The 22987-nt window shown below is 36.3% G+C and carries 22 protein-coding genes and 1 pseudogene; 8 read left to right on the plus strand and 15 right to left on the minus strand.

Annotation, left to right across the window (positions count from 1 at the left end; all coding sequences use genetic code 11):
• The 5 genes and pseudogenes from C1726_RS26020 to C1726_RS02110 all read right to left on the minus strand — a co-directional run.
• Positions 1–1127 (minus strand): hypothetical protein (locus tag C1726_RS26020; RefSeq protein WP_102271639.1); only part of this gene is annotated, 1127 nt, incomplete at its 3' end.
• On the minus strand, positions 1124–2320 hold the full coding sequence (locus C1726_RS02095; protein ID WP_102271640.1) for a DUF58 domain-containing protein: 1197 nt from the start codon (positions 2318–2320) through the stop codon (positions 1124–1126). The genes C1726_RS26020 and C1726_RS02095, both read right to left, overlap by 4 nt.
• A gap of 2 nt (positions 2321–2322) precedes the next feature.
• Positions 2323–3258, minus strand: coding sequence for an AAA family ATPase (locus C1726_RS02100; protein ID WP_102271641.1), 936 nt, complete (start codon positions 3256–3258; stop codon positions 2323–2325).
• A 130-nt stretch (positions 3259–3388) separates the two neighbouring features.
• Positions 3389–3751 (minus strand): annotated as a pseudogene (locus tag C1726_RS02105) (cytochrome-c oxidase); the annotation flags it as partial.
• 150 nt (positions 3752–3901) lie between these two features.
• Entirely contained in the window at positions 3902–4096 is a 195-nt protein-coding gene (locus C1726_RS02110) for a hypothetical protein (RefSeq protein WP_102271642.1), read from the minus strand.
• Positions 4097–4304: 208 nt separating this feature from the next.
• On the opposite strand from C1726_RS02110, the gene C1726_RS02115 reads away from it, so the two are divergent.
• The gene (locus C1726_RS02115) at positions 4305–4496 is read left to right on the plus strand and encodes a YkvS family protein (protein WP_102271643.1); all 192 of its coding nucleotides are present in this window, start codon (positions 4305–4307) and stop codon (positions 4494–4496) included.
• 67 nt (positions 4497–4563) lie between these two features.
• Here C1726_RS02115 and C1726_RS26475 read toward each other — a convergent pair whose 3' ends face one another.
• The gene (locus C1726_RS26475; RefSeq protein ID WP_235822713.1) at positions 4564–4677 is read right to left on the minus strand and encodes a DUF6254 family protein; all 114 of its coding nucleotides are present in this window, start codon (positions 4675–4677) and stop codon (positions 4564–4566) included.
• 178 nt (positions 4678–4855) lie between these two features.
• Here C1726_RS26475 and C1726_RS02120 point away from each other — a divergent pair, with 178 nt between their 5' ends.
• Together C1726_RS02120 and C1726_RS02125 are read left to right on the plus strand one after the other, a co-directional pair.
• Entirely contained in the window at positions 4856–5467 is a 612-nt protein-coding gene (locus C1726_RS02120; RefSeq protein ID WP_102271644.1) for a CPBP family intramembrane glutamic endopeptidase, read from the plus strand.
• A gap of 144 nt (positions 5468–5611) precedes the next feature.
• Positions 5612–6307, plus strand: coding sequence for a hypothetical protein (locus tag C1726_RS02125; protein WP_102271645.1), 696 nt, complete (start codon positions 5612–5614; stop codon positions 6305–6307).
• Positions 6308–6326: 19 nt separating this feature from the next.
• Here C1726_RS02125 and C1726_RS02130 read toward each other — a convergent pair whose 3' ends face one another.
• A complete protein-coding gene (locus tag C1726_RS02130; protein WP_102271646.1) occupies positions 6327–7379 on the minus strand; it encodes a YkvI family membrane protein in 1053 nt (350 codons plus the stop codon).
• Positions 7380–7552: 173 nt separating this feature from the next.
• Here C1726_RS02130 and C1726_RS02135 point away from each other — a divergent pair, with 173 nt between their 5' ends.
• The gene (locus C1726_RS02135; RefSeq protein WP_102271647.1) at positions 7553–9709 is read left to right on the plus strand and encodes an ATP-dependent Clp protease ATP-binding subunit; all 2157 of its coding nucleotides are present in this window, start codon (positions 7553–7555) and stop codon (positions 9707–9709) included.
• A gap of 48 nt (positions 9710–9757) precedes the next feature.
• Here C1726_RS02135 and C1726_RS02140 read toward each other — a convergent pair whose 3' ends face one another.
• Positions 9758–11452 (minus strand): M3 family oligoendopeptidase, encoded by a 1695-nt coding sequence (locus C1726_RS02140; RefSeq protein WP_102271648.1) that lies wholly within the window; start codon positions 11450–11452, stop codon positions 9758–9760.
• 138 nt (positions 11453–11590) lie between these two features.
• Complete coding sequence (locus C1726_RS02145) at positions 11591–12034, minus strand: MarR family winged helix-turn-helix transcriptional regulator (RefSeq protein ID WP_102271649.1); 444 nt, start codon at positions 12032–12034, stop codon at positions 11591–11593.
• Positions 12035–12242: 208 nt separating this feature from the next.
• Here C1726_RS02145 and C1726_RS02150 point away from each other — a divergent pair, with 208 nt between their 5' ends.
• The 3 genes from C1726_RS02150 (at position 12243) to C1726_RS02160 (ending at position 15777) form a co-directional block, all read left to right on the plus strand.
• On the plus strand, positions 12243–13748 hold the full coding sequence (locus C1726_RS02150; RefSeq protein ID WP_102271650.1) for a PAS domain-containing sensor histidine kinase: 1506 nt from the start codon (positions 12243–12245) through the stop codon (positions 13746–13748).
• 162 nt (positions 13749–13910) lie between these two features.
• On the plus strand, positions 13911–15143 hold the full coding sequence (locus C1726_RS02155) for an MFS transporter (protein WP_102271651.1): 1233 nt from the start codon (positions 13911–13913) through the stop codon (positions 15141–15143).
• 289 nt (positions 15144–15432) lie between these two features.
• Positions 15433–15777, plus strand: a complete 345-nt coding sequence (locus C1726_RS02160) for a hypothetical protein (RefSeq protein WP_102271652.1) — start codon at positions 15433–15435, stop codon at positions 15775–15777.
• A gap of 368 nt (positions 15778–16145) precedes the next feature.
• On the opposite strand, the gene C1726_RS02165 is transcribed toward C1726_RS02160, so the two are convergent.
• Genes C1726_RS02165 through C1726_RS02180 form a run of 4 tightly spaced genes read right to left on the minus strand, consistent with a single transcriptional unit; the run spans position 16146 to position 19598 of the window.
• On the minus strand, positions 16146–16430 hold the full coding sequence (locus tag C1726_RS02165; protein WP_102271653.1) for a ferredoxin family protein: 285 nt from the start codon (positions 16428–16430) through the stop codon (positions 16146–16148).
• Entirely contained in the window at positions 16430–17725 is a 1296-nt protein-coding gene (locus tag C1726_RS02170; RefSeq protein ID WP_102271654.1) for an FAD-dependent oxidoreductase, read from the minus strand. The genes C1726_RS02165 and C1726_RS02170 overlap by 1 nt, the downstream gene beginning before the upstream one ends.
• A complete protein-coding gene (locus tag C1726_RS02175) occupies positions 17718–18746 on the minus strand; it encodes an electron transfer flavoprotein subunit alpha/FixB family protein (RefSeq protein WP_102271655.1) in 1029 nt (342 codons plus the stop codon). Before C1726_RS02175 ends, C1726_RS02170 begins: the two co-directional genes overlap by 8 nt.
• 30 nt (positions 18747–18776) lie before the next feature.
• Positions 18777–19598 (minus strand): electron transfer flavoprotein subunit beta/FixA family protein, encoded by an 822-nt coding sequence (locus tag C1726_RS02180; RefSeq protein ID WP_102271656.1) that lies wholly within the window; start codon positions 19596–19598, stop codon positions 18777–18779.
• 573 nt (positions 19599–20171) lie between these two features.
• Between C1726_RS02180 and C1726_RS02185 the strand changes: the two genes are divergently transcribed.
• Positions 20172–20903 carry a ZIP family metal transporter gene (locus C1726_RS02185; protein ID WP_102271657.1) on the plus strand — a complete coding sequence of 244 codons (732 nt, stop codon included), beginning with the start codon at positions 20172–20174 and terminating at the stop codon, positions 20901–20903.
• A 91-nt stretch (positions 20904–20994) separates the two neighbouring features.
• Here the strand turns inward: C1726_RS02185 and C1726_RS02190 are convergent, their stop codons facing one another.
• Both C1726_RS02190 and C1726_RS02195 read right to left on the minus strand, forming a co-directional pair.
• Positions 20995–21252, minus strand: coding sequence for an aspartyl-phosphate phosphatase Spo0E family protein (locus C1726_RS02190; protein ID WP_102271658.1), 258 nt, complete (start codon positions 21250–21252; stop codon positions 20995–20997).
• 212 nt (positions 21253–21464) lie between these two features.
• Positions 21465–22922 carry a PAS domain-containing sensor histidine kinase gene (locus C1726_RS02195; RefSeq protein WP_102271659.1) on the minus strand — a complete coding sequence of 486 codons (1458 nt, stop codon included), beginning with the start codon at positions 22920–22922 and terminating at the stop codon, positions 21465–21467.
• Between the last annotated feature and the right edge of the window lie 65 nt (positions 22923–22987).

Raw genomic sequence — 22987 nt, forward strand, 5'->3', positions numbered from 1 at the left:
CCGCCATACCTTACTTTTTCATAAACGGAAATGATATCACTTGAATCCATGATTCCGATTCGATTTAGCCACTCTGATAAGGACTCGAATGGCTGTCTGCCCATATGAAGCTTTTGTGCAAAATGTTCAAAAGCAAATATTTCTTTTCGAATTGGATCAGTTGGCGGAATTCTCTTCCCTTTTCGAAAAATTACCGCCTTTTCTTTTATAAAAGAACTCTCAGTTAATAAAACAGCTACTGGGTTCGTTTCCCCATTGCCAAGAACCTTATTCTTTCTTCTATAAATGTAGAAAAAGGAAAATAAAAGAATAGCAATAAAAAGAATTGTCCCAATAACTGTAGGATCTAGAAATGTATTTTGCCCAAGTTCACCCAGCTCATTTTCTGTTTCAGCATTTTCTTCTAGTTTTTCATTGTCAGTCAGATTGGCAATCTTTTTCGACCAGTCTTGAGATTCTGCCCAGTTAAAGAAGGGCTTCGTAATGAAAGTTATAATATGAACCCCTATATTTAGCAATGAAAAAAACAGTGCTTTAATCGCATTCATTCCACCTGCAAGAATCATTCCGACTGTTCCAATTATAAAGAGTACTGATAAGAACGGAAGAAAAAAATGCTTTTTATTATTTGTTTTCTCATCCACATCAAGCCAACGTCTTAGAAATCCCCCAATAATGATAAATAAAACTTGGGCAATCATCAATCCGCCAATGGCAGCCATATTTGCAGGAGAAGAAACACCTGTAAAGAAAAGCATCAGAATCCCTAGAAGAATAGAAAATAAGAGCCAATTTCCTTCATTTTGTTTATCTTGTTCACTTACATGAGATATCGTCCGCCAAAATACAAAAAAACTAACAAGAATACTGAAGATGATGGAAAATCCAAGAACATGCCCGACAATTAAAATAGCAGGAATTAAAAGAACAAAATATAACTGCTTTCCTCTTTCTTTAAACTTTTCTAATAAAAAGAGAAAGAGCAGGCAGCTAGTAATCATAATAATAAAATAGAATAGTAGCGGTACTTTTTTTCCGTATAAAGAGTAAAATGGAAAGATAACAAGTGCACCGAAAATTATTTCAATAATGAGCAAATACATCACATTCCAGCCGCTCTTTATCATGTCCCCACCCCTTTATTCACTGGAGCCTGCCTTAGCATAAGCGCCGCATCCGAGCCATCAAGATTAATCTCTAAAATGGTTGCTCCATTTTTTTGTATGAAGTTGATTAATTCCTCCGAACGGGGTGATTGCCTGCCTCCGTGAATAAAATAAGGCTGTGGGGTCAGGTGATGATGATAAAAGGAAAGCATTTTTTCATACGGTAAAATGGATGGATGCTGATCAACTATCGCTAGAGCTTCAAGTACCTTTTGCAGCTGTTCCTTACCTGAACCAGCAGGAATATAGTAAAAAGGAATGGCGCCGGCAAACCTCATATTAATACAGAGCGAATATGGGATATTGTGCTTCGCACAAAAATAGGCTAATTCGGTCACACTGCTTAATAATTGCTCTAGCTTTGGAGTGACTGCGTGATTATCTGCTATGTTCAGCGATAAATGCCAACCTACATCAGCTACTCGGTCAAAAATTTTCGTCTGCAATGTCTGCATCCTTGCGCTTGCTTTCCAATTGATTCTATTAAAACTATCAGAATAAACATAATTTCTTGTACCAGCAGGCAATAAATAATCCTCATATAAAGAATGAGAAACATATGACTCCCCTGGGCGAGCTGAAAGAAATGTGCGTGTATTCTTGACTGTAATTGGCAATGGATAAATGAGTGCCTCTTTTACTATTAAACTTTTATATTCCAAAACCGTTTCCCCTAGACCGAAAAAATGGGGGATATGCCATTCCATTCGTCTTATCTTCGCGACTCCTCTTTTTCTAGTTTTAAAAGGAATTTTAAGCGTCCGAATTTGATTATAATTTAGAGAAAAAGGGATGTTTAACTCAAATTGGTTAGACCTCTTCTCCCCATTTCCATCTATTGGAATAACTATATCATCAAAATATATACGTAAATTTCCTTTCATAATTGGGAACCCTTTATTTGCAAAGGTTAACTCCCACTCGCCTTTTTCTTCCGGGAAAAATTTATTTCTCTCTAAGGTATTTTCAAAGTGAAGATGCTCGCCTACATACTTTAAATATAATGAATTAGCAAAGATGAAAATCAATATCGTTACAGCTGTTAAGAACACTAGCCAAGACTGAAAATAGAAGCTGGCAAAGAATAAAAAGGTGGCCAATATCCCTGTAATCGATAAAGTATTATCTTCTACTGAATATTTTTTCCATTCCATTCTTATGCTCCTGCTTCAACTGGAACTGGAATCGCTTCAATGACTTCTTCAAGCACCTTTTCAGTCGTTTTTGTCAGCGACCCTTCAGTTGTTAAGAAAATCCTATGGCTTAAAACATATGGAATCATCTCTTTAATATCATTTGGAATCACATATGTCCGTCCTTGTAAAAATGCCTTGCCCTGAGCTGCCTTCATTAAAGCTAATGTTCCTCGCGGACTGACACCTAATTCAATAGAAGAATGCTCTCTCGTCTTTCTTACAATTTGCAGAAGATAGGATTCAACCTCATCATTTACGTTAATTTCTTTTACTTGCTTTCTCATTCTTTCAATGTCTGCACTTGTTATTATTGCTGCCACTTCTCTCGCATGATTTTCCTCCCTTGCAGTTTTGAGTATTGCCCTTTCTTCCTCAATACTTGGATACTTCATCGTCAGTCTCATAAAGAAACGATCCATTTGTGCGATCGGCAGTGGAAATGTCCCTTGTTGTGATTCAACCGGATTTTGCGTCGCTATTACCATAAATGGATCAGAAACAGGGATCGTATGCCCATCAATCGTCACTTGCTTTTCTTCCATTACCTCAAGCAAACTCGATTGTGTTCTTGGAGTAGCCCGGTTTATTTCATCTGCAAGGACAATATTAGCAATAATTGGACCGGATTTAAATTCAAATTCCTGTTTCTTCGGATTAAAAAATTGGATGCCGGTTACATCACTTGGCAATACATCTGGTGTAAACTGAATTCTTGAAAATACCCCATTTATTGTGTTCGCAAATGTTTTAGCCAGCATTGTTTTTCCAGTTCCAGGGACACTCTCCATTAAAATGTGACCGTTAAATAATAATGAAATAACAAAAAGTTCTACCTCTTTTTCCTTTCCTATCATTACCTTCCTAATTTCCGCTTGAAGATTTTCTAAATCTTTCATAGTGCCTCCTAGTAGGATTATTTTTCCACTATCATTAATATATAGTATTTTCATCTATTTTGAAAATTAAAAATATAATTGAATGGAAAAAAAAGGAGAACACCTGGATAAATAATCCTAGGTGCTCTCCTTTTAAATTCTTCAATATGTTCCATACAAAGATCAATACTCCTAAGCATGTTAATGTCGCCCCAATTGCTGTGCCAACAGTCAATGCTTCAATCCCTGTAAAAATCATGATAGCTAAAGATAACATCATTATCGGCAGACCAATGTTATGAAGCCAAAAGTGCCATTTGCAAAGCTTCGATGCTGCTAGGGATGGGAACAAATAATAAAGAATTCCTGCCAATGTGAGTGCTATCCACCCGAGCAGATTAATGTGAACATGGACACCTTTTAAAACATAAGAATGTGAAGTAGACATAAAATAGCCAAGTAATACACCGATTGCAAAATAGACAGATGAAATTTTTATCAGTTTAATTCCCATTTTACTCCTACCCCCTCCCTCCAAATGTCATACAATAGTAAAGAATATGTGTCATATATCCCATTTAGACTCAAACGGCTTGTGTGTTTTTCCCATACGAAAAAGACACTTGAAGCATAGCCCAAGTGTCTTTTCCATTCATACAGCAAATTAACTGCGCGGTGTTTCCATATATCTATAGAGGACATCTCCTCCCCTTTTAGCGATTCCCCTGAAGTTTTTAAAATCTGCTCGTTTAACAAGCACATTTCGAACAGGTAGAAAATCCTCCTTCGATACATAGTATTCCGTCAGTTCACCGTTCTTTATTTTATCCAATACTTCTTGTATGTGTTCTTCCTTCATTTTCTATACACCTTTACATTCTTTTATATTCTTCATTTTATCGTACTTTTACTAACATGTAACCCCTCTGCTTTGAAAATCCAAGGAAAATCTTGTCTGGATTTTGAAAAGTAGTCCAAAAAAACACATTATTCTTTACGAACGAACAAAATTAGTGCAAACTGTTAGTAATCATTTTTTGAATTAAATATGAAAAGGAGAGAGGCATTTGAAGAGAGCAGAGGTTGGCAACGTAATTGAATTTCGTGAAGGTCTACAAGGAATTGTCGAGAAGGTAAACGAAAATTCTGTTATTGTCGATTTGTCCTATATGGATAATTACCGCGATCTTGAGCTAGAACAACGAACTGTCGTTAATCATAAAAACTATAAGGTTATTAAAGAAGGTCCTTTGAGTTAATGTTTGAAAACGCATACAATTATATAATAAAAAGCAGCATACCGCTGCTTTTTATTTTTTATATACTTTAGTCCTTATCATCACGAGAAAGCTCTTTCAGTGATTTCACCTTCCCGTGAGGGTTTTGTTCCTGCTTTCTTACTGTCCAGGCTCGCTCTTTCTCACGCTTATTTCTCGTCACATTCTCACCCCTTTCTTTTATAGGATGAACAATTTTCGTCTCTTTTAATTTTGGAAATTTCACGAATAACCTTTTCCCTTCCATTTCAACTTTTTTTTTTGTTAAAATAGGTATGTTATTATTGAAAACAGTGTTTTTTTCCTCATAAATGAGGAGTATTAGAAAGGGGTTTGTACGGTTGAAGAAACTTACAACCGATTTTCGACTTATAATCGGGTTACTATTAGCACATGTATTAATGTATTTTACTTTTCAAGACAAAGCTGTATTTTGGTATATTTTCACAGCGTCGCTTTTATTTTTAATAAGCTATTCCATTTTAAATGAAGAAGTAGACGATCAATTATCATTTTTTTCCTATATTTTTTATGGGGCCTTATCTGGAATCCTGCTTTTCGGTATATTTTGGGTTGGGAACAGCTTGATTGAACTGCTAAACCTTCCCTATTCAAAAGAAATTTCCAAATTATATGGAAGATACTCACCAACCATGCTTTGGCATTACATCGTTCTCATATTAATAGCTGTTCCAGGAGAAGAAATTTTTTGGCGAGGTTTTGTCCAAAAAAGAATATTGAAATTCACATCAATTCCGGCTGGTGTTTTCATATCTTCTATTCTTTATGCGTCTGTTCATTTATATTCTGCACACTGGATACTCGCATTCGCGGCTTTCATTGCTGGGATCTATTGGGGCTTTTTATATTCATGGAAGAAGAGTATGCCTCTCGTAATTGTTTCCCACTTACTATTTGATTTACTATTATTTCTCATTTTTCCGTTCTATTAGTACTTATTTATGAAAATAGGTTGCCTGTATAAATGCAGGAATGTTAATGTATGAATCAAAGGGGGACAAGTATTGTAACACTAACGTTATATTTAAAATCTAGTCCTTTGAAAGAATGAATTGTCACAACGGGAGGTAAACAAAATGAAAATAATTGCAAAATGGGCTCTTTTAGCAGGTATGTTAGGTGTCATTCTTGCTGGATGCGGTACGAGTGAGGATAAAAATAGTGAATCAAATGGAGCTACCCCATCCGAAGACGTTGAACAGGTAGAGCAAAATGAAAATGAAGCAACAAATAATAATGAAGCAGAGGAAATGAAAGATACTGAATTAGACTCAGAAGAAAAAATTGAAAATGAAAGTTCTAGAAACCCTGAACAAAAGCTTCAATACCAGATGAACGGCGAAACGAAAGAAGAAACAGCTTTTCTAAAGGAAAGTGATAATCAGAATTATTCACTATATGTGCTTCCTGAATATGAATTAACTGCAGAGGAGCCTAATAAAGATAGCTTGTATTTAGCCGAAGATGGTCAAGTATTTATGAGAATTGAAATGCTCCCAACTGACACAGAGTGGGATTCAATTGTTGAAAACACAAAAGCACAACTAACTGCAGTCAATGAGAATGTAGTATCAATTGATGCACCAAGTGAAGATTTCTTTAAGGATTCAATTGCAATGGAAGCTTCAGTAAATGATGATGTTGTTACAGCATATATGATTAAAAACGTAGATCAGCCTTTTAAATTAACAATTTTTTCGAAAAAAGATTCAGATTACAAGGATGCTTTTCTGCAAATGGGCAAGACAATTGTCGCTGGTAAAGCTGAATAAGGTAAATAAAAGACCCTAACTATTTCGGGTCTTTATTTTCTTCAAAAGGCTTCATCCATAATAATACAATAAATATAATGCTTATATAACCAAAAAGAGGATACAGATAAGATAGTAATGTCCCATAATTAATAAAACTAATGAAATAGCAAATGACAAATATAATCGTAACCGTGAAAATACTCGGAATAGATATAAACTTTCTTACCTGCCGTTCAACCCCAAACACATTTCCAATAACCGATGTAAATATCTCCCCATAAATAATTAATACATAAATCCAGAAAAATGAAGATGCAGCCGTTCTCATTATAACTCCCATCGGAATATCATAGCTTTCAAGATTCGGGAGCATCACTAATGTCATATGACTTGACATGAGAATGATCGTTAATGCCCCCCCGCCGAGGATTCCTCCCCACTTTATCGTCTGGTCATCCTTTATTTCTGCTGCTACTGGCACTAAAACGGCTTGGGCCAATGTTAAATTAAGAGCTGCGTAGGAAAATGGGGCAACAACTGCTTTCCAGCCATCTTCAGCAAATGGAATAAATAATAACTGGTCAGTAAAATTAGGAAGCTTCATAGAAAAAAACATAAGAAAAAAACTAAAGGCAATCATCATTGGTACAACAAATGTATTAACAGCAAATAAACCTTTAATTCCAACAACCATAACAATGATGGATAAGCCAATCGTTAAAAATATTCCAAGATTCTTTGTAAGACCTAATTGCTCTTCAAATACTGCACCTGCTCCAGCTAGCATAACTGCACAAACACCTAACAGCATCAGAAGCATGAGTATATTTATAATTGAACCAAAAAGCCTTCCAAATAAATATTCATTTAATTCCTGATAAGATGTTGCTTGAATACGGGCTGCGATTCGCATTCCCTTTGAACCGAGAAAAATAAATATATAACCGCTCATTAAAATTGAAATGAAACCGATAAATCCAAACCGAGAAAAAAATTCGACAATTTCTCGACCAGTTGCAAATCCCGCCCCTACTACCGTCCCAACATAAACGGCAGCAATTTGACAGGCTGCACCCCAGTTTGTTTTCACTAGTATCTCCTCCTTCCCAACCAATATATGAACATGTGGACAAACTAAGACGAGGTTTTTTATTTTGAAATCATTTCCAATATAAAATACTTGAAAGTCAATAAAGGTCAAAGTATAATAAGGACATAAGGTCAAATATAGTCAAAGTCAAATAATATAGGAGGATTTTCAACATGCTTTGTCAAAAATGTCAGCAAAACGAAGCTACTATCAAACTTAAAGTAAATATGAACGGAAATGAAAACAATCTAATTCTTTGCCAAAGCTGCTATCAAGAAGAAAAAACTAAGATTGGAACCTCCTTTGGTTCTAATTTGAGCGGCTTTTCAAATTTCAATCAAATGCCATTTGAACATTTCTTTCAACATATGATGCCTTCTCACGGTTCAATAGAAAATCAGCGTTCAACGGAAAATAAAAGGAACAATAATCGCTCCGGAGGATTTATTGATCAATTTGGACGAAACTTAACACAGCTAGCAGGTGCAGGCTTAATTGATTCTGTTATAGGGCGAAATGAAGAAGTGGGTCGTGTAATTGAAATATTAAATAGACGAAATAAAAATAATCCTGTATTAATTGGGGAACCTGGTGTCGGGAAAACGGCCATTGCAGAAGGACTTGCTCTGCTTATTTCAGAAGGAAAAGTGCCAAAAAAACTTTTGAACAAGGAAGTTTTTTTGCTTGATGTCGCTTCCCTTGTTGCAAATACAGGTATTCGCGGACAATTTGAAGAAAGAATGAAACAATTAATTAGTGAATTACAGGAAAGAAAGAATATTATTCTATTTATTGACGAAATTCATCTATTAGTTGGAGCAGGCTCTGCTGAAGGATCAATGGATGCCGGAAATATTCTTAAGCCTGCTTTAGCAAGAGGAGAGCTTCAAGTCGTTGGGGCAACTACCTTAAAGGAATATCGCCAAATTGAGAAGGATCCTGCTCTTGAGCGCCGATTCCAGCCAGTTCACGTACAGGAGCCAACGGAAATTGAAGCCATAAACATCCTTAAAGGTCTTCAAACTAAATACGAAGATTATCATGAAGTTTCATTTACAGATGAGGCCATTCGTGCATGTGTCCAATTATCCAGCCGCTATATTCAGGATCGGTTCCTTCCTGATAAAGCAATTGATCTAATGGATGAGGCAGGCTCTAAGCTAAATCTACATTCTGACACTGCACCATCCGATCAAATTGAAAAACGATTAAAGGAAATCAATAGACAAAAAGAGATTGTCTTAAAAGAAGAAAAATACGAGGAAGCAGCGAAACTTCGCGAAGAAGAAATAAAGCTCGAGAAAGCCTTAAACAAAAAAGAGCATTCCTCACGACCAGTTGTTGAAGTCAGACACATTCAGGAAATCATTGAAAAGAAGACTGGAATTCCAGTTGGCAAGCTCATGAAAGACGAGCAAGCGAAAATGAAAAATCTAGAAGCTAACTTGTCACAAAAGGTAATTGGCCAGCAAGAAGCGGTTCAGAAAGTTACAAAGGCAATCCGCAGAAGCCGTGCTGGTTTAAAAGCGAAAAATCGTCCGATTGGATCCTTCCTGTTTGTTGGTCCAACAGGTGTCGGGAAAACTGAGCTGACAAAAACACTTGCAGAAGAACTATTTGGATCAAAAGATGCCATGATTCGCCTCGATATGAGTGAGTATATGGAAAAGCATAGTGTTTCTAAAATCATTGGTTCACCGCCAGGATATGTTGGACATGAAGAGGCTGGGCAATTGACAGAAAAGGTTCGCCGTAATCCTTATAGCATTATTCTGCTAGATGAAATTGAAAAGGCGCATCCAGATGTTCAGCACATGTTCTTGCAAATTCTTGAGGATGGACGATTGACGGATAGCCAAGGACGAACAGTCAGCTTTAAAGATTCTGTCATTATTATGACAAGCAACGCGGGTGTTCAGCACAAGGAAATACATGTCGGATTTACGATGAATAATGAAGCAATGAAAGAAGCAAGTATTTTAGACTCTTTAGGAAACTTCTTTAAACCAGAATTCTTAAACCGATTTGATAGCATTATCGAGTTTAAATCACTTGAAAAGGAACATTTACTAGAGATTGTCGAACTGATGCTTAAAGAACTTCAAGGATCATTGGATGAACAAAATATTCAGCTTTCGGTTTCAGACAATGTGAAGGAAAAACTAGCTGAGCTTGGATATCACCCTGCCTTTGGGGCTCGTCCATTAAGAAGAGTCCTTCAAGATCAATTAGAGGATAAATTAGCTGATTATATTATCGATCATCATGGTGAACAACCGCTTCAAGCCATTCTTCAGAATGATGAAATAAAAATTCAGTTACTGCCATAAGCATATATATAAGTAAGAAGGTCTGGGATTACTCCCAGACCTTCTTTTTTATAATTCTTTATCATCTACCGAGTTTAACCAGCCTTCAATAACCCCAACAACTGACTCAACACAGCCCTCTTCAAATGGAGAAATTAAGTTTGCTTCTTTTACAAGGCCTGTAAAAGCTTTGCTGCCGCCTAAACTGCAAAGGTGAACATAATCTTTCCACGCCTCTTCCTGATTATCTCTTGAACGCTTCCAAAATTGGAAGGCACAAATTTGGGCGAGCGTGTAATCAATATAATAAAAAGGTGAATTATAAATATGTGCTTGTCGCTGCCAGAAGCCGCCATTTTCCAAATATTCATTGCCATCATAATCTTTATGAGGCATGTATTTCTTCTCAATTTCACGCCATGCAGCCTTTCTTTCAGATGGTGTAGCCGTATGATTTTCATATACCCAATGCTGGAATTCATCCACAGCTACCCCGTATGGAAGAAATAGCAATGCACTGCTTAAATGAGAAAATTTATACTTCTCTGTATCTTCTTTAAAGAACTTTTCCATCCATGGCCATGTAAAGAATTCCATGCTCATTGAATGAATTTCACATGCTTCGTACGTTGGCCAATTATATTCAGGGATTTCGTAATGACGGCTGGAATAGACCTGGAAGGCATGTCCTGCTTCATGAGTAAGAACATCAATGTCTCCAGAAGTCCCATTAAAGTTAGAGAAAATAAATGGTGCTTTGTAATTTTCAATATACGTACAATAGCCCCCGCCAGCTTTCCCCTTTTTCGCAACAAGATCCATTAATTGTTCTTCTCTCATATAGGAGAAAAATTCACCAGTTTCTTTAGAAAGCTCATCATACATGGTTTGCCCATTTTCAACAATCCACTCCGGGCTCCCTTTTGGAACAGCATTCCCAGTTTTAAAGTTAAAGGCTTCATCATAATATTTCAGCTTGTCTAAACCGATACGCTCTCTTTGACGTTCTTTAAGAGCTGACGCCATTGGCACAATAAATTCTTTCACTTGATCGCGGAACTTCGCAACCATGGAAGCATCATAATCCGTGCGCATCATACGCAAGTAAGCCAGCTCAACAAAATTATCATACCCAAGCTTTTGTGCAATATCCGTACGGACTTTTACTAGCTCATCATAAATTCGGTCAAGCTCATTCTCATTTTCAGCTAAAAACCCGAAGCGAGCCTCATTGGCTCTCTTTCTTACATCACGGTCAGTAGATTCTGCAAATGGCTCCATTTGGGCAAGCGTACGTTCTTCCCCTTCAAAATCAATTTTTGCTGAGGCAATTAATTTCGTATAGTCAGAGGAAAGTTTATTTTCCTTTTGAAGGAGAGGCACAATCTCTGGTGAGAAAGCCTTTAATTGTGCTTCAGCTAATGCAAATAATTGAGTTCCCCACTTCTCCTCTAACTCCGAGCGAAATTTAGACTTAATCAGTTCTTCAGCATACTTAGTAACAAACCCTTCAATTACAGGCTGTATTTCATCCATATAATCCTGTTCTGCTTTATAAAATTCATCATTCGTATCAATTGAATGGCGAATATAACAAAGATTGAACATTGTCCCAACGTCATTCCTAATATCGTTGATTTCCTTCATCACTTGATTTTGTTCATCTGCTGATGCCGCTTCAGAAAATTTCTTAATCGCTGCTTCAAATTGACTGCTGATCTCATCCATATTTGGACGACTATATGTATAATTGATAAAACTCATTCTAATGCCCCCTTATTTACACGAATTAAGAATCCACTTAAAGCATTTCGACAGCCGTTAATATTTTCCTGCTAATAAGCTGATAAATTATCAAAATTAAAAACACGGCTATCATTGAGCCGTGTTTCACACTAATAATTATTCAAAGCTTGACTGAGATAATCCCAGCTTTTTTAGAATGGTAATTGCTGATTCCTTCTCATTCTTCGAAAGCTCAGACATAAGCGTATCAATCTGCTTAGCATGATCCGGAAATACATCCTCAATAAAAGACTTGCCCTTCTCTGTAATTTGGGCATAGGTGACGCGTCTATCTTTTGGACAGGCCACTCTTTTTAACAAACCCTTTTGTTCAAGCTTATCAACTACGTACGTAATGCTTCCGCTTGCTAACAAAATTTTACCGCCAATTTGCTGGAGGGGCTGATCTCCCTTATGGTAAAGAAGCTCCATAACTGCAAATTCAGTTGGATTCAATCCATATGTTTGAATAAGCTTGTTAACATTTTCATTTACTGCACGATAGGCACGTGACAGCACAATAAATAATTTTAATGACTGGTTGACTTGTTCAGAACTCATCTTTATCCAAATCCTTTTTATTATAATAATGATCAATTAAATTATCTTGAATTCTAAATAAATTATAAGAAAACAAGGAGCACATGTCAATTTATTATCCTTTTTTTAAAAGTCACTGTTTTTTTTCAATATATTGATAAAATAAAACGAAAAATTCTTATTAATGATATACTATACTGGTAGTAAACTTACAATATGAGGTCATTACATGAAAAGACATAATCATAATTTCTTTTTATACATTATCATTGTTATCGTTCCAATCCTTATCAGTCTATTATATTACTTTAATGAAGCAATTGATAAAGATAACCATGAACGGAAAGAGCAAGCACGCTGGGTTGCATCCATTCATCAAAAAAGCTGGGATCAATTTATTTCAGAAACCGTTACATCTTTAGATATTCTCGCTTTAACTGCAGAAACTGTTGCAAAAACGCCCGAAAAACTCCAACCGCTTCTGCTCAAAACACATTGGAAGGACTCACGATATGGAGGGATCTATTTACTTGATCCGAAAGGTACAGTTATTACTGGCTCAAATCCCTTTTTACAAAATGCGAATTTATCTGAAAATGAATACATCAAGGAAATTAATCGCACAAAGGATCTCATAATCTCTGATCATCAGGAAACGCTAATAAACGGTCAAAAAGTTATTGGGATCGGGAAACCGGTTTTAGACAGAAGCGGCCAAGTAGTGTCCATTTTGATTGCACACTTGAGAATAGATTATGTACAAAATATAATGAGGGTCCTAACTCCTGACACAAAGCTTTCAGTAACAAATCCAAATGGGACCGTGATCATGGATATTAATATGAATGGATCTGGTGAACTATCCAACGATCGCTCGATTTCAATCCCAATAGATAGAGTCCCTTGGAATATTAAAGTTGAAATTCCTCAACGAAACATGAATGAACTAATAAAAAATGCAATTTTGGTCATTATTCAAATCATTATTGGGTTTCATATTCTATTTCTTTTTATCAAATATTTAATGCTTAAAAGGCAAACAGCAAAAGAGAAAAAAGAAAATGAACTTCAAAAGCTTGAACTTGTTGGAACATTAGCAGCAAGTACAGCACATGAAATCCGAAATCCGCTTACAGGAATTAAAGGGCTTGTTCAACTTTTAAGTGAAAAATATACCAATGAGCAAGACCAATACTACTTCTCTGTTATTAATGATGAAATTAACCGTATTAATGAAATTGTTAGTGAATTCCTTATTTTAGGAAAGCCTACTGCACAAAAAACTGAAATTATGGATCTGCGAAAAATCATTTTAGGTATAGAACCTTTAATCATTTCTGAAGCAAATTTAAACAATATTAAATACCAATCAATTATTCCAGATATGCCGCTCCTTATTGATTGCACAAAAGATCAATTGAAGCAGGTGTTGCTAAACATAACAAAGAATGCTTTTGAATCGATGGGGGCTGGGGGACTGTTAACGATCAAGCTGATCGAGCTACCGAATAAGTGCCATATTAAAATAACCGACACTGGTATGGGGATTCCTGATGAAGCGCTTGAAAAAATCTTTCAGCCATTCTACACTTCCAAGGAGTTTGGAACTGGGCTTGGACTAGTCGTTTGCAAAAGAATTATCCAGTCATTTGGAGGAGAAATCCACCTGACAAGCAAAGTAAATAAGGGAACTCATGTTGATATCTTTTTACCACTCCAAAAACAGGATTTATAATAGAAGAAGAGCCAAGCTTATTGGCTCTTCTTCTATTATTAAATTTATAAGCAGTTATTCTGCATTTGATGATTTAGTATTCAAAATTATATTGAAAACAATAGAAATCTTGTATTATATATATTTAGAGACCCAAAATTTTTCAAAAAGGAGTCCTGAAATATGAGTAACACAGCAGCCATTGCCCGGACTATGGCACAAAATCATGAAACATCATACAAAATATTATTTATCATTGGTGTTTGTCATCTTTTAAATGATTCTATTCAGGCAATTATTCCTGCCATGTTTCCAATATTGGAAAAGTCAATGGGGCTATCCTTTACTCAGCTTGGAATGATCGCATTTGCGCTAAATATGGTCTCTTCCCTTCTACAGCCGATCATTGGAATGATGACAGATAAGAAACCTATGCCATTTGCATTGCCGATTGGTTTAACCTTTACAATGTTTGGTGTATTGGGCCTTGCGCTTTCACCAAGTTTTGAATGGATTGTTGTCTCCGTACTTTTCATTGGTCTTGGTTCTGCTATTTTCCATCCTGAAGGTTCAAGAGTTGCCTATTTAGCAGCCGGTTCACGCAGAGGCTTGGCACAATCCATATACCAAGTGGGCGGAAACAGCGGGCAAGCAATGGCTCCACTAATTACTGCATTAATACTCGTTCCTTTAGGGCAAATTGGTGCAGCCTGGTTCACAGCTGTTGCTGCTGCCGCAGTTGGTCTGCTTCTATATATTGCTTTTTGGTATGCAAAAAGTCTAGAGTCTCAAAATGTACTGCAAAAAAAGACAAGCAAAAAAGAAAGTACAAGTAAAAAAGGGATTTCAAATGCAGTATGGTTTGCATTAATATTAATCCTCTTCTTAATCTTTGCACGTTCTTGGTATATATCTGGGATGACAAATTATTATGCCTTTTACACAATTGAGACGTATTCATTTTCAATCAAACAATCTCAGATTTTTCTCTTTACTTTTCTCGTCGCAGGTGCACTGGGGACTTTTTTTGGCGGTCCATTGGCTGACCGCTTTGGAAAGAAGGTTATCATTTTCCTATCAATGATCATTTCAGCTCCGTTAACGATTCTAATTCCATTTGTTCCACCAATCGCTGCGTTTTGTCTTCTTTTACTAACAGGCTTTATATTAATGTCAAGCTTTTCAGTCACGGTTGTATATGCTCAGGAGCTTGTTCCAGGAAAGATCGGTACAATGGCAGGCTTAACGGTTGGACTTGCATTTGGAATGGGAGCAATCGGATCTATTGTCATAGGATATTTAGCTGATATTATCGGTATTTCAAACACAATGATTTTGACTGGTTTCTTGCCATTATTAGGATTGCTTACCCTTCTTCTTCCATCTGATCAAAAGGTAAATGAATGGAATTCTTAAGAAAAGCGGAAACGCCTTGATCAGCGCCGTATGGACTGACCCCTACGAGATAAAGGAAACACGAAAAGAGATAGCCATTCGTTGTTGACTTATCTCAGGGGAGGGAAGTCCGATAGGCGCTAGGCGTGCAGCTAGACAGCCTTCAAATTTGAAAATGATAAACCTCCTTCATTTTTATTATCCTAAATTAATTTTTCGAAAAATTTTAACATATTAATCGAAATATTGACGCTAATTAACATATAATAAAGTAAGTTAAATCCATTTTTTAAATGAAGGGGGGAAGAAAATGAATGTGGCTAACTATAGGGATTTTTACCAAAAAGCTTTAATTCCAATTGGATTAAATGACCTTTATCATTTTAAAGAAATCTCAGGAAATAACCATTTAATACCTACTCATTGGCTTATTGCTCTTGAAGGGCAGCTAAAAGATATAGAAAATGAATTTTACACCTGGATTGTTTCAATCTATCCATCCGATTCTAATGGAAGCTTTTCATGGAATGCCTCATGCTATACATCCTCCATTTACCATTGTATTCATCAAGCTTATGAACATGCAAATGAATTGGAACGTACCGGAAAGAACGGTCAGTTATTTACTTCAAAAAATAAAGAAGATGTAAGTTAAAACCCTTCCCTTTCTACTTAAGCTTTCCTCTTTTTAGCTATTTTTGTGAAATAACATACATATAGAATGTACTTTTCTTACATTATCCCTCATAAAAAATGAGCAATAACCAAAAAGCAATGGAACTTTTCCATTTTCTAATCCGTACGACTAGATAAGGAGGGAATTGCTTTATGAAGTTTAGAGGTCGAAAGAAGTCAGCAAAAAAGAAAATGAAAAAATTAGATATCATTGACATTGGCATAGATATAGCGGAACCTCTTTATTTTTTAGTCAGATTTATCGTAAGATCGATAGTTAAAATGATAAATTAAAGGAGCATCCACACCAATGTGAATGCTCCTTTAATTTATCTGATTTCCTTGTTTTTATGCTAGCCTAAAAACTATTCCATGTCCGCCCTTTGGATATTCCCATTTTATATTTTGATATGGACAGCCAATCCTGCAGCTTCCGCATTCATGACAGCCTTCATAGCCAACCTGCATTCTTAATCCTTCCCACTTATACACTTCAGCAGGACAGAAGATCGTGCAAAGCTTATCAGGACATTGCGTCATGCACACGTCATGATCCAATACGGTTAAATGTGATTTCTTATCTGCCTTAAAACGAATTAAATACTGTTTTTCCTCAATCGTTTTTGTCGACATTATTTCACCGCCTTCCATGCACGATACATATCTTGAAGAACCTTTAAAGTACCTCTTTCGCCTGTTATGCTGCGCATAATTTGTTTTTGCTTCTCCCTCTTGGGCGTCCCATCAACAGTAAAAAATTTACTTGCTGCACGATTCATCATCGGCACATACTCTTTAAAGTATTGTGGGTGAGTTTCAAATGTATGGGCTGCGTCTTTATATTTTTCAAGATCTTTAATTATAAAACTATCATACAATTTTTCCCTATAAAGATTTAAACTTGATTCACTAAAATCATTACGGCTTTTCGCTTCAATAATCGTTTCAGCAGCCATTTTTCCAGATGCCATAGCCATATTAGAACCTTCTCTATGGATAGCATTGACTAGCTGTGCCGCATCCCCTACTAATAAAACACCATCACCTGCGACCTTAGGGACAGAATGATATCCACCTTCAGGTATTAGATGAGCTAAATATTCAGCTGATTCTCCACCTTCAAGAAATGGCTTAATCATGGCATGAGTCTTTAAATAATCTAATAAATCATATGGCTTTAATTTTGCTTTTATCATGCTTGAAAGTGTTGTTCCAACACCGATATTTATACTCTCTTTATTTGTATAAATAAAGGCTGTACCAAGATTTCCTTTCGTTGAATCTCCAAAGAGCTCAATCGTACAGCCTTGGTTATCCTCTAAATTAAATCGGTCATTGATTTTTTCCTTGGGCAGGTTTATCACTTCCATTACAGTTAAGGCTACTTCATCTGGACGGAACTCATTATGGTAACCAAGCTGCTTTCCAAGAAGTGAATTGACCCCATCAGCGAGGACGACTACATCTGCATATACTTCACCATCCGGGCGATCTGTTCTTACACCAATTACTTTCCCATTTTCCACTATACATTCAAGAACTACTGTTTCAGTAATTAAGAGTACGCCTTGCTCAATCCCTTTCTTTGCAAACCATTGATCAAAAGGTGCACGCAATACTGTGAAGTTATTATATGGCTCCACACCCCATTCAAGACCTTTATAGCCAAAGGTAACAACCGATTCTTTATCCATCATCCAAAATCTTTGCTCTACAACTGGCCTCTCAAGCGGAGCTTCTTTCCAAAAATCTGGAATGATTTCTTCCATCTGCTGTCTATATAAAACTCCCCCCATCACATTCTTACTGCCTGGATACTCACCTCTTTCAATCTGCAGGACCTTTAATCCACTTTTTGCACAGGTATAAGCACAGGAAGTTCCAGCCGGGCCAGCACCTACAACGATGACATCAAATTTCTCAGACATAACTTACTTCACCGCCCTTTTCTTTACGCAACTCCTTGAATTGTTCAATCAACTTAGGAATGATCTCCATTGCATCGCCAACGATCCCATAAGTAGCCACATCAAATATCGGGGCATTAGGATCTTTATTAATGGCAATAATGAATTCTGAGTTTTTCATACCAACAACATGCTGGATTGCCCCAGAAATACCGATGGCAAAATAGATTTTTGGAGTTATCGTCTCTCCAGTTTGCCCAACCTGAAGCTCGTGAGGTAGCCATCCTGCCTCCACTACATCCCTTGTTCCTCCCACACTTGCCCCCATTATTTCTGCTAATTCATGAATAAGCTGAAACCCCTGGATGTCTCCCATTCCTTTCCCGCCAGCAACAACTACATGTGCATCAGCTAAACTTGCCTTTTTTGTGACATCCTTCACAATTTTCAGCACTTTTGTGCGCATATCCTCTTCTTTTAGATCTATTTCTTCCTCAATTATTTTCCCTGTTCTACTTGCATCCCGCTCAAGTGCCTTCATTACCTTTGGTCTTACTGTAGCCATTTGAGGACGATGCTTCTTACATAAAATTGTTGCCATGATATTTCCGCCAAATGCTGGACGGCTTGCTTCTAACAATCTCTTTTCTAAATCAACATCAAGCATGGTTGTATCTGCAGTTAGTCCTGTGCTTAAATCAGTCGCAACTGCACTGGCAAGGTCTTTGCCATTCGGAGTGGCACCATAAAGAAAAATCTCTGGCTTATATTTTTCAGCAAGCAGCATGATTCCCTTCATATAGGACTCTGTACGGTAATCCTTCATAACAGGATGATCTACTACATATACCTCATCTGCCCCATGTGCAATAATTTCAGAACAAAGCGGCTTCACATTCTCACCTAATAAAACTCCAGCCAAGGCAACTTCCAGCTTATCAGCAAGCTTCCTGCCTGCTCCTAATAGTTCTAAGGAGACTCCTTCAATCTCTCCCTCGTTTTGCTCAATGAATACCCAAACCCCTCGGTATTCCTCAATCATGCAGACCCCTCCTTTATAGAAATGTTTCCATTATCGTGCTGTAAAGAATAGTTCCATTTTATCCTGAAGCAATTCCATTAACTGGCTAACTTGTTCTTCAGAATTTCCTTCTAGTCTCTTCCCGCCTTCGGGTTTAGGAGGAGTGAACATTTTTCCGACAATTGTTGGAGAGCCTTTTAGTCCTAATTGCGGCCGATTAACATTTTCAAGATCATTAACCGACCAAATAATTGGCTCGTACCTAGCTGCTTTAATCATATTTGGCATCGGAGAGTATTCAATCTCATTTATTTCTTTTCCAACCGTCATAAGGCATGGATAGTCTGCCTGTATTAATTGATAGCCATTTGCTAGTTTTCTCTTTAATAGAATCGTTTTTTCTTTTTCATTTAATTCTATGAACTCGATAACATTTGTAACGGGTGGAATATCCATTCTCCTTGCAATACCTGGACCGACCTGCCCCGTATCTCCATCAATCGCATGAAGCCCGCATATAACTAGATCAACAGGTTTTTCTTTTGCTATTCTTTCAAGTGCTTTCGACAAAGCATAGCTTGTTGCTAAAGTATCGGCCCCCGCAAATGCCCGGTCGGAAATTAAATATCCTTCGTCTGCACCAATTTCAATGCTTTTTTTGATGACAGCAGTGGCTTGAGGCGGTCCCATTGATAGGACTGAAATTGTCCCTTTACCAACCATTTTTTTTATTTTTACTGCCTCTTGTACTGCATGTGCATCATAAGGATTTAATATCGCTGGTGCGCTTCTTCGATCAAGAGTGTTTGTCTTTGGGTTAATTTTAATAATCTTTGTATCTGGTACTTGCTTGACACAGACAACAATATGCATTATTTTTCTCCCTCCCAATATGCCTTTAACTGATGGTGATTGAATAGATGCCCCATTTTATTAACCGTTTATATCCAAGCAAACACCGCCTTTTTGAAAACGCTTACTTATATGTAAAATTACTGTGTATTACGATATATGTTACGCAACACACGCATAGTACTAACAATTAATAAAAAGACTGATCCATTAATTTCATGAGAAAACTTGAAAAGTTTTCAAGTTTTTCATCTATAAACATAAATATAGATAGACTAGCAGAAATGGGTTTTTCTCTTGGTGTTTGAGAATACTAAAAAGGAATTGTGAAGATTTTATATGAACCCATTATTAGATTCTGTATAAAATAAATTATGTTTGTGGAAAAAACAATGGATGTATTGGAGTTAAACCATCATGGTTTTATTTCTGGGAAGTATTTCATTTATTGTTATATTCTATTAGGAAAACATAGAAGTCACTATGATAAAAATCACATATTACCATTCTTTTTGCTCCAAAAATGAATTTATTAATTGTCTCTTAAGGTTTTCACTCTTATAATTATCTTACAAATAGAAATGAGGGAAAAAAATGAGTGATGTAATCATTGGCAGCGTTCTCTCAGCCCTTTCAACAGGTCTTGGCGCTTTAATTATTCTTTTTATGTCTGATTCCGTTACTCACCGGTGGCGGGATATATTATTAGCCTTTACTGCAGGGATCATGATGGCTGCCTCAACAATGGGGCTTATACCTGAAGCCCTGAATAATGGCGGATTCCTTCAGCTTTCAGTTGGCATATTTCTAGGAGTATTGACTCTAACTCTGCTAGAAAAGAATATACCTCATATTGATCTTCAGCATTCGAAAAAAGGGATTGAATTTGATGAGAAAGCGATGCTTATTATTTCCGCAATTACGCTTCATAATATTCCAGAGGGTTTGTCTGTAGGGGTCAGCTATGCTTCAAGTGTACAGGACACAGGTAATTTAATTGCTTTTGCCATCGGGCTCCAGAATGCCCCAGAAGGTTTTCTCGTTGCATTATTTTTAGTTAACCAAAAGATTAATAAATTTAAAGCATTTATTATTGCAACCTTGACAGGTGCAATTGAAATTGTAACTGGATTATTAGGCTTCTATCTAACTGCTTATGTGGATTTTCTAGTTCCATATGGATTATCATTTGCTGCAGGTGCCATGCTTTTTATCGTTTATAAAGAATTAATTCCTGAAAGTCATGGGGATGGGAATGAAAGAACCTCTACTTATTCATTTATAGTCGGACTGCTATTCATGATATTGCTAATTGACATCTTCTAAAAAAGGTATGATCAGATAAAAAAATCCCTAAGCCGTATCACTTACGGCTTAGGGATTTTTTTGGGAAAGCAGACGGAGTTCATTTATTAATTTATGAATGAGCTTGATACTTCCCTTCTATTAATTTCTCTCGCCAGGCTGTTATCAGCAGCTTTAAGGAAAATTTAATCTTTTTCTTCTGTTTCTTATCACTTTGTTTTTGCTGCTGATATTCAAAAATTAATTGATCAAGCTCCTCACTGCAGCGAATGGTGTATTCGCTTGTATATCCATGCTTTTTGGCAGAATCAATCATTCTTTCTCTCTTTTCCTGAATTTGGGTTAATATTTTTTGCCCCTTCTCCCCCATCTTTTTCCCCCATCCAATCCTGTTCTCTATCTCTACAAAATTATTCTACTTGAAGCATTATTACAAGAATTTGAATAAATGTAAATAGATTCGCAAAATTAGACAATCTTCTTAACGAATTAATTTTTTCGACATATTTCCACGTGAAAATAACGGATATTCTGACATAGAACAACAATTTTCTGGATGTTTCTTCAGTCACTTTTTTCGTTTTAACATGGTAAATAGATATGGAATACGCTCCCAACCCCCAATTCACTTTCTACTACTATGGATCCCTTATGTTCTTCAATAATTTTATATGTAACCATTAATCCTAATCCAGTTCCTTTTTCCTTTGTTGTAAAAAAAGGCTGACCTAGCTTTTTAATTTTATCACTGGGGATTCCAGCTCCTTCATCCCTTATTGAGATATGAATGCTTTGATCTGATGCTGACTCCATTAATACGGTTATTATTCCTCCTTTTGGCATCACCTCAATTGCATTTTTAATTAAATTGATAAATACCTTTTTCATTTGATTCGGCTCGCAAAAGATTAAAGGTAGTTCCTTTTCAAAGTAGGTCTGAATTTGTACATTATGTAACACAGCTTGAGCATTTAAAAATTCAACCGTCTCTTTCATAATTTCAATTATATTTTTTCTGATAAATTTAACTGCTTGAGGTTTGGCTAGGATCAAAAATTCATTAATAATTGAATCGATTCTCTTAAGTTCAGAAGAAATAATATTAAAATACATCGAGTGGTCCTCTTGGATGCTATCCTCTAATAATTGAATAAATCCTTTAAGGGCAGTCATCGGATTACGGATTTCATGTGCAATTCCAGCAGCAAGTTCTCCAACAACACTTAATGTATCTGACTTTTTGAGCTGTTCTTCCATTTCAAGCTTTTCGGTAATATCCTTAAAGGAGATTAAGCTTAGCTTCGAAAAAACATTATGTTTGGCTGAGAATTCAATGTAAATTTTCCGATCAGATGTTACGTTTATTTGGAGAACGCCATTTGCATAGCCGTTTTTCCTTACATTTTCAGAATGATGATACAATTCCTCTTTATTTACATTAAAATCTTCAATGATTTGAATGATAGATTGACCAATTAAAGATTTCCCTGGCAGATGAAGTATACTCATCCCAACTTGATTAATATCAACCACTTCATATTTTTCGTTCCATAGTATCATTCCTTCTAGAGCTTCCTCAAATACTTTACGGAATTTCAATTCACTCTCACGCAGTTCTTTTTCCATTTGATGTCGATCGGTTACATTGCGAAAAATAGTCATATGATAGCCATCTACTGAGTTAAGCTTAGCTGTAAACTCTAGTGACTTTATTTGCCCATTCGGCATTAAAAAATCAAGCTCATCCCGTATCGATCCCCTTTCCAAAAGCTGATTCACTATCCTCATAAAGTTAGAATTTTTCGGGTAGACAAAATCCTTAAGATTCTTCGTTAATAGTTCATCTTTGCTGCTTTCAAATATCCGGCATGCTGCTTCATTTACCTGAACAATCTTTCCATTTGCGGACCAAAATACAATTCCTTCTAGTGCCTCAATAAATAAATCCTTATATAAATCCTTGTTTATTTTCTCATTTATATTATTTTTTTTTATTGTTCGATCAAAGCCTTTCGATAAATTTCCATTATTCAAGGTCATGATTTTCCCCTCCTACTGGGTTCAGCGTCATTGACTACTTCTACAAATTCAGATAAAACCCTGCC

The organism is Cytobacillus massiliigabonensis (assembly GCF_900199725.1).
In the GTDB taxonomy this organism is placed as follows: domain Bacteria; phylum Bacillota; class Bacilli; order Bacillales; family Cytobacillaceae; genus Cytobacillus; species Cytobacillus massiliigabonensis.

Coding starts and splice junctions, on each gene's coding strand:
- C1726_RS02150 (WP_102271650.1), top strand. CDS start 12,243: ATGAAAAGACATAATCATAATTTCTTTTTATACATTATCATTGTTATC.
- C1726_RS02095 (WP_102271640.1), bottom strand. CDS start 2,320: ATGGAATGGAAAAAATATTCAGTAGAAGATAATACTTTATCGATTACA.
- C1726_RS02100 (WP_102271641.1), bottom strand. CDS start 3,258: ATGAAAGATTTAGAAAATCTTCAAGCGGAAATTAGGAAGGTAATGATA.
- C1726_RS02185 (WP_102271657.1), top strand. CDS start 20,172: ATGAGTGATGTAATCATTGGCAGCGTTCTCTCAGCCCTTTCAACAGGT.
- C1726_RS02180 (WP_102271656.1), bottom strand. CDS start 19,598: ATGCATATTGTTGTCTGTGTCAAGCAAGTACCAGATACAAAGATTATT.
- C1726_RS02125 (WP_102271645.1), top strand. CDS start 5,612: ATGAAAATAATTGCAAAATGGGCTCTTTTAGCAGGTATGTTAGGTGTC.
- C1726_RS02195 (WP_102271659.1), bottom strand. CDS start 22,922: ATGACCTTGAATAATGGAAATTTATCGAAAGGCTTTGATCGAACAATA.
- C1726_RS02190 (WP_102271658.1), bottom strand. CDS start 21,252: ATGGGGGAGAAGGGGCAAAAAATATTAACCCAAATTCAGGAAAAGAGA.
- C1726_RS02110 (WP_102271642.1), bottom strand. CDS start 4,096: ATGAAGGAAGAACACATACAAGAAGTATTGGATAAAATAAAGAACGGT.
- C1726_RS02165 (WP_102271653.1), bottom strand. CDS start 16,430: ATGTCGACAAAAACGATTGAGGAAAAACAGTATTTAATTCGTTTTAAG.
- C1726_RS02135 (WP_102271647.1), top strand. CDS start 7,553: ATGCTTTGTCAAAAATGTCAGCAAAACGAAGCTACTATCAAACTTAAA.
- C1726_RS02170 (WP_102271654.1), bottom strand. CDS start 17,725: ATGTCTGAGAAATTTGATGTCATCGTTGTAGGTGCTGGCCCGGCTGGA.
- C1726_RS02140 (WP_102271648.1), bottom strand. CDS start 11,452: ATGAGTTTTATCAATTATACATATAGTCGTCCAAATATGGATGAGATC.
- C1726_RS02155 (WP_102271651.1), top strand. CDS start 13,911: ATGAGTAACACAGCAGCCATTGCCCGGACTATGGCACAAAATCATGAA.
- C1726_RS02145 (WP_102271649.1), bottom strand. CDS start 12,034: ATGAGTTCTGAACAAGTCAACCAGTCATTAAAATTATTTATTGTGCTG.
- C1726_RS02175 (WP_102271655.1), bottom strand. CDS start 18,746: ATGATTGAGGAATACCGAGGGGTTTGGGTATTCATTGAGCAAAACGAG.
- C1726_RS02160 (WP_102271652.1), top strand. CDS start 15,433: ATGAATGTGGCTAACTATAGGGATTTTTACCAAAAAGCTTTAATTCCA.